A 5,778-nucleotide genomic window follows, 5' to 3' on the forward strand; every position below is an offset into this window, starting at 1 on the left:
GACGGCCTGATACCGCCAGCAGCGCTGGACCGGGCCTGCTGTCGTCACGATGCGGGACAAAGCGGACGATGGGCCAGGCATTATTCCAGCGTTTCAAGGGTCTGGAAAAAATACTTAAATGCTTCTGTCTGTTCGGGGGGAACGACATCCGAACCGCCAGAACCCATGTGCTCCGGTTTCATCCATGCAATACTTAGAGGCAGCGCAGCAGCGCAAATCAGCTTCGTTTGCTCAACTGTTGGCGTACCGCCGAAAATCTCGGTCAAGGCTGTGTCACGCTGAGAGCCCTCAACGGTTTCATAAATGATCTCACGCACCTTTGACGTCTCTGCGTCATCTGGGAAGGCAATCATAAGTGCTTCCAGGGCGGCCAGATCCTCACCAGTCTCCCCGCCACAAGCCCATTTTATTGCGATTGGCGTAAGGACATTTTCGAATCCGAAGAACACGTTAGGGCCAGGCTGTTCTTTTGCCGATGCTGCGACGGCCAGAAAACCCGCACTTAAGATGACCGAACCTAAGCACGCCAGCGCCGTTCTGAGCATTACTCCAAGCATTTTGTCCTCCAATTGGATTCGGGATCTTCGCTCAATCTTAGTATAGCTGCGCACCCGCAGGAAAGCCGCTGCGCTCTGCATGTCCGACCGTCCGCTCTGGGCTCTTCGCGTCACCCTTTCCGGCTGGCCCACCGCTCCACCATCGCCCCCGCGCCACGCGGGCCGAGATATGACAGGACCGCGATCAGCCCGACCGTGACCTCCCGCGACAGGGCCATGTAGGAGCCGAGCGCATCACCTGCGATGGCCATGCCAACAGCGGTCGGGATTTCCCAGATCAGGTCATAGGACAGGATCGGGCGGCGCCGGGCGCGGACCTCACCGGCGTGATACATGGCTCGGCCGGAGAAGGCCGCCAGAAGCGCGGTTGCCGCCCCGCCCATGAATTGGTGAATGGTGGCGATCAGGCCGGGATCGGGCGGCGGAATATCAGTCAAAGGCGCCTCCTGCGCATGAAAAAGCCCGGGCGCGAGGCCCGGGCGGTGTGATCGGTCTGCTGCGGTCTGGGGTCAGACGAGGATGAAATCCGCCGCCGTGACGCCGGTTGGACCATGGGCAAGCACGATGGAGAAATCTGCCACGCCGTCGCCATCGGTGTCGCCGGTTACCAGCCAGGTCGCGCGGTCATAGCGCAGCTCGCCTGCCGTGCCCGAGAAGGCGGTGTTGCCGATGAAGGTGAAGGCCTGATGGCTGTCACTGACGCTGTCCGCATCGATCTGTGACAGGTCGATGCGGTCCTCTCCGGCGGTGAAATCCATGATCCAGGCACGGCCTGCCAGGTCGACCGGCGTTTCGGCCGCGCTCTGGAACACGAAGGTATCCGCGCCGGTGCCGCCATAAAGCCGGTCACCGCCGCCACCGCCGTAAAGCGCGTCATCGCCCTCATTGCCGTAGATGAAATCTGTGCCCTCGCCGCCGAACAGGCTGTCATTGCCGAGCCCGCCGGTCATCACATCGTTGCCTGCGCCGCCTTCAATATGGTCGTCTCCGGCATGGCCCGCGATGTGATCATTGCCCTCGCCGCCATAGAGATGATCCGCACCCTCATTGCCGTGGAGCGTGTCATTGTCGGCACCGCCATAGAGCGTATCATTGCCATCGCCGCCCGAGATCAGATCATTGCCGGCATCGCCGTGGACCTCATCATCGCCGGCCTGACCAGCCAGCGTGTCATTGCCCTCGCCACCATAGAGGAGGTCATCTCCGCCCATGCCATGGATGAGATCGTCGCCGGCATCGCCATTGATGCGGTCGCTGTTGTCGCCGCCGAGCAGCGTGTCATTGCCCTCGCCGCCATAGATGGTGCCGGTCACAGTGGTGTTGAGATGGCCGAGGTAATAGTCGTCGCCCTCGCCGCCGAACCAGTCGCCGGTGATGGTACCGGCGCGGTTGTCGATGGTGTCATTGCCGGCGCCCATCACTACATCGCCGTTCATATCGCCCCGGTTCGTGATATGCTCGGCCCCCGCGCTGCCGTTGTAAGAGACGCCATTGCCGCCGGTGATCTCGCCCCGGTTGAACAGGCGGCTGCCGGTATTAGATGCGTCAACCTGGCTGAGATCTATGCCATAGGAATGATCCGAGAGGATGGTTCCGTGGTTCTGGATGTAGTTGCCGCCGAAATTGTAGATTACCACACCGGCGCCAAATTCGTTCTGTGCCCGCACTGTACCGCCGGCCATGTTGTAAAAGGTCCCGTTGGCACCAGCGAGAAGGACCCCCGCATGGAAGAGTGCTGCCATGCCGGCATACCCGGTTGACACGATACTGCCTGAATTGGAAAGGGCAGCCCCATCTGATCCAGCGGCCAGGGCAGCACCCATCGACCCGGACAGACTTCCGGTATTCAGCATCCTCCCGGTATCCCAGAGACCAGCTCCGACAGAGTGAGGGGCTGAAACAGTGCCGTGATTATAGATGGTCGTTCCAGCATATGCATTCAGGCCGGTTCTGGAATAATCATTATAGGTAAGTGTCAGCTCTGCACCGGCTGCAATGACCAGACTGGCCCCATTGCCCCGGATATCCATCATTCCTCCCGACGTGACCGACCCATAGATCGTCGTCTGGTTGCCAGTCCCAAAGCCCCAGGAGATTGCGGGGCCGGTGGTCACAATCGTGGTCCCGACTGCGATCTCAAGCTCGTCATCAGAGCCTGTGAAGGTGTGGACGGGACCAGCGCCGGTATAGTCTGTGCTGATAATGGTGGGCGGCATGGGGCTTCCTCCGACGGGCTTGACGTGCCGGACAAGGTCCGACCTCCGCCCAGGGTATAATGTACTTTACGGCAATTTACGGGCAATTTTCCGGAATCTGGACGCCTGTATCTCCTGCGCGTCAGAGAAGTGGGGCGATCACCATCGCCCATATCGCGGCCCCGCCTAGGATCGACGGGACCAGCGCGTCAGGTATGGGAGAGAGAGGGTTCACCAGTTCTGCACGTCGCCAATGTCAGAACCGCGCGACGGCCAGTCTTCACGGGAGAAGATCGCCCCTGAGGCAACATGTCGGTTCAAAGTGCCGGGCGGCATATCGGGTGTACGGGTGCGGAACGTCCATGCCTGGGCGGTGTCCTGGGTCCGCAATGCCGTTGGCCTGGTGGTCGATCCGAGATACCGGTCGCCCAGATCGTGCATCCGCGTCCCGGCCAGCAGATGCTTCGATGTGCCGATATTCCGAACGCAGCCGCCTGACGCGAAGCCGTAATCCCCCGCGATATCCACCCCGACCACGTTTTCATGAAGGGTGAGACCATTGCAGGAATTATAATTGGTCTGCCCGCCTGAGCGGCGATCTTTGCCGTGGCCCCTCGACTTGCAGTTGATGGTAAGTGCGGCCGTCCTGACATCCGACTGCGTAAGGCCACGGGCGTTGTGGAGGTTAAAGCCATCCGTCATGGTCTGCGCGCCCATGCAGTTGTCAAACAGGGCGAGCCCATGCAGTCCGTCCACCGAGAACGCCCGGCTGGAACCGCTCGAATGATGCGCATAGCTCGCGGCCCGGAGGTTCTTCGCCACAACCGCCCGGGGTGTCGTATCCGTGACCCCAGATCCGATGAGCACGTCAAAGGGGGCATTGACCGCCCCGCCGCCTTCGAGGATCAGAACATCCCCCGGGGTTTCGGGAAAGAATCCCACAGACACATTGTAAACGTTGCGGAAATTGGGAACGCTGTCCACGATCCGGGTGTTCACGTTTGTGACCGGAGCGCCATCCGCTCTCCGGATAAGCCCCGTAGCCCCGTCATACGCCCAGGATCCGGGAGGGATATCCCCGCTCCCCACGAACGGCACCCGCGGCGGCATTTCATAGAACCCATCCCCGTTTATTCTGGCACGGTCCAGAACCGCATCGAGGCTGGTCGTCGTGATGGCGTAAGTGAAGCTCGCTCCGGTGTGCAGCGGCGGGGCGGCAAAATCCACATGGGAACCAACCGTCATCTGGCCGTTGTAAAACTCGACGCAGAAATCCACATCGCAGTCATACATGACGTTCTGCGAGCCATTGCGGAAGTTTTTGTTGCGGATCGCGTCCTGCGCCGCTGTGCCGCCACCGCGAAGCCGGATCTTAAACGGCACCGCGGCAGCACGGCCCGCAACAATTGCCTTGCCTATCGTCTGGAAGGCCGAGGCTTCAGATGCCCCGCTGTTGCTGTCTGATCCCGAGACGGTGTCGACAACGTAAATATTGTCCGGATTGCTGCGCGCCGTGGAAAAACGGTCGAAGATCTGCTCCGCAGTGTAGTTCATCCGGCCATGGCATGCCGAAAAGGGGCCGGGATCTTCGATATGTGCCACAAAGTCTTCAGGCAAAAACATATCGCCGGGCGTTATGGCATCCGGAAACGGGACTTCGATCAGGTTGCCGGACGGACCGCTTTTCGCGGCGTAGGACGCGTCAGGGTCAAACACCTGTGTCGGAATGGTGGCCGGAACGCTGGGGATTTCGATAGCCATCAGCCGGCCTCCTTCATGATCACGAGCATTTTGCCGTCAGGCGTGACCCAGGCGGCTCCGGTGGTGGGGTTGATGAGGGCGACAGGGGCAGCGGGAGGCGGTTGGCCGCCCCCCGTCAGCGCGCCGGACCACAGCGAAAGACCGGGGCCCAGCATCACCACCACCCCACGACAGTGGCCGTGGTGCCGGTCGCCATCACCCTGCAGGGTGAAAAAAGCAGGGGTTGGCCGGCAGTCAGGGGATAAGTGATCACCGTGCCCGCATCATCGCGGATAGCGACATTGCCGGCGACAGTGCAGACGATCACGCGGGGGCGCTCGCCGGATACGGCGAGATCAACGGTGTCGCTGGGGGTGATGGTGCGGTGGCGCATGCCGGGCGCGGTGCGGCCGACCGCGTGAGAGCCGAAGGGGTCGGACATGGTGGTCTCCTGTGGGGGGATATAAGGACGGGGTCAGCCGGCGTCCGGCGGATCCTCGTGCAGCCGAAGATCGATCCAGCGTCCCTCGGGCACATCGACCGGCGCACCGGCGATCCAGTTTCCATCCGACCATTGCGGCTCGCTCACGCTGATGGTCAGGACGCCGCCCGCCCACCCGGTGGCGATATGGCAGAGACGGTTGCCGTTATGGTCTTTCGGCACCTCGATCTGCCAGCCGGTTTGCGCAAGCCCCTGGGTGCCGGTGATCGCATAGACACCGACCGACACCCGCTCAAAGGCCGCCCCGGTATCCTGCACAGGTTCCTCTGTCCGATCCGCGAACAGCCGCAGGATGGGGCTGGCCGATTTGATGAAGCCATTGCTGTCTACGGTCGTGTTGGACTGGCTCCAGACCTTGCGCCACGGCCTCCACATCGGGCTTTCGGTCGAACGATAGCGCCGGGTATAGAGATGGTCCGAGAGCGCCGACTGCCAGATTTGCAGGCAGGTCGTGTTGTTGTACCGCATCGTGAACAGCGTGCCGAAGGCATTCTCGCCGGGAGGGAATGTGCCGGTCGTGGCCGAGGTGGTCTGCCCTGAGCCAGTCGGAATGGTGGCACTGTCGATATTGGCGATGACATTCTCGATGGTCGCAGCAATCCCGCCACCGATCCCGAAATCCCCGACCCTGGTGACCCTGTTCGCCGTGGTATCCGAGACCGATTGCGTCACGTCATATTGCATGACCCGCATCCAGTTTGTGTTTCGGCGTGCAACTTTGACCCCCTAACGGGGGGCATCGGCGCCCAATTTTGCCCCCCCTGATATTTCGTCAGACCGTTCG

The 5,778-nt window shown here is 61.5% G+C and carries 6 protein-coding genes; all 6 read right to left on the minus strand.

Features of this window, described 5'->3' with window-relative positions; translation table 11 throughout:
- Window positions 1-80: 80 nt before the first annotated feature.
- The 6 genes from JC607_RS24895 to JC607_RS24920 all read right to left on the minus strand — a co-directional run bounded on the left by JC607_RS24895 (window position 81) and on the right by JC607_RS24920 (window position 5,678).
- A complete protein-coding gene (locus JC607_RS24895; RefSeq protein ID WP_198839397.1) occupies window positions 81-638 on the minus strand; it encodes a hypothetical protein in 558 nt (185 codons plus the stop codon).
- 29 nt (window positions 639-667) lie between these two features.
- The gene (locus JC607_RS24900) at window positions 668-994 is read right to left on the minus strand and encodes a phage holin family protein (RefSeq protein ID WP_370584954.1); all 327 of its coding nucleotides are present in this window, start codon (window positions 992-994) and stop codon (window positions 668-670) included.
- A 72-nt stretch (window positions 995-1,066) separates the two neighbouring features.
- Window positions 1,067-2,773, minus strand: coding sequence for a calcium-binding protein (locus JC607_RS24905; RefSeq protein ID WP_198839398.1), 1,707 nt, complete (start codon window positions 2,771-2,773; stop codon window positions 1,067-1,069).
- 210 nt (window positions 2,774-2,983) lie between these two features.
- A complete protein-coding gene (locus JC607_RS24910; RefSeq protein ID WP_198839399.1) occupies window positions 2,984-4,513 on the minus strand; it encodes a hypothetical protein in 1,530 nt (509 codons plus the stop codon).
- A gap of 154 nt (window positions 4,514-4,667) precedes the next feature.
- Window positions 4,668-4,934 carry a hypothetical protein gene (locus JC607_RS24915; protein WP_198839400.1) on the minus strand — a complete coding sequence of 89 codons (267 nt, stop codon included), beginning with the start codon at window positions 4,932-4,934 and terminating at the stop codon, window positions 4,668-4,670.
- A 33-nt stretch (window positions 4,935-4,967) separates the two neighbouring features.
- Complete coding sequence (locus JC607_RS24920) at window positions 4,968-5,678, minus strand: pyocin knob domain-containing protein (RefSeq protein WP_198839401.1); 711 nt, start codon at window positions 5,676-5,678, stop codon at window positions 4,968-4,970.
- Window positions 5,679-5,778: the final 100 nt, after the last annotated feature.

This window comes from Paracoccus sp. IB05 (assembly GCF_016405985.1).
Lineage (GTDB): Bacteria > Pseudomonadota > Alphaproteobacteria > Rhodobacterales > Rhodobacteraceae > Pseudogemmobacter.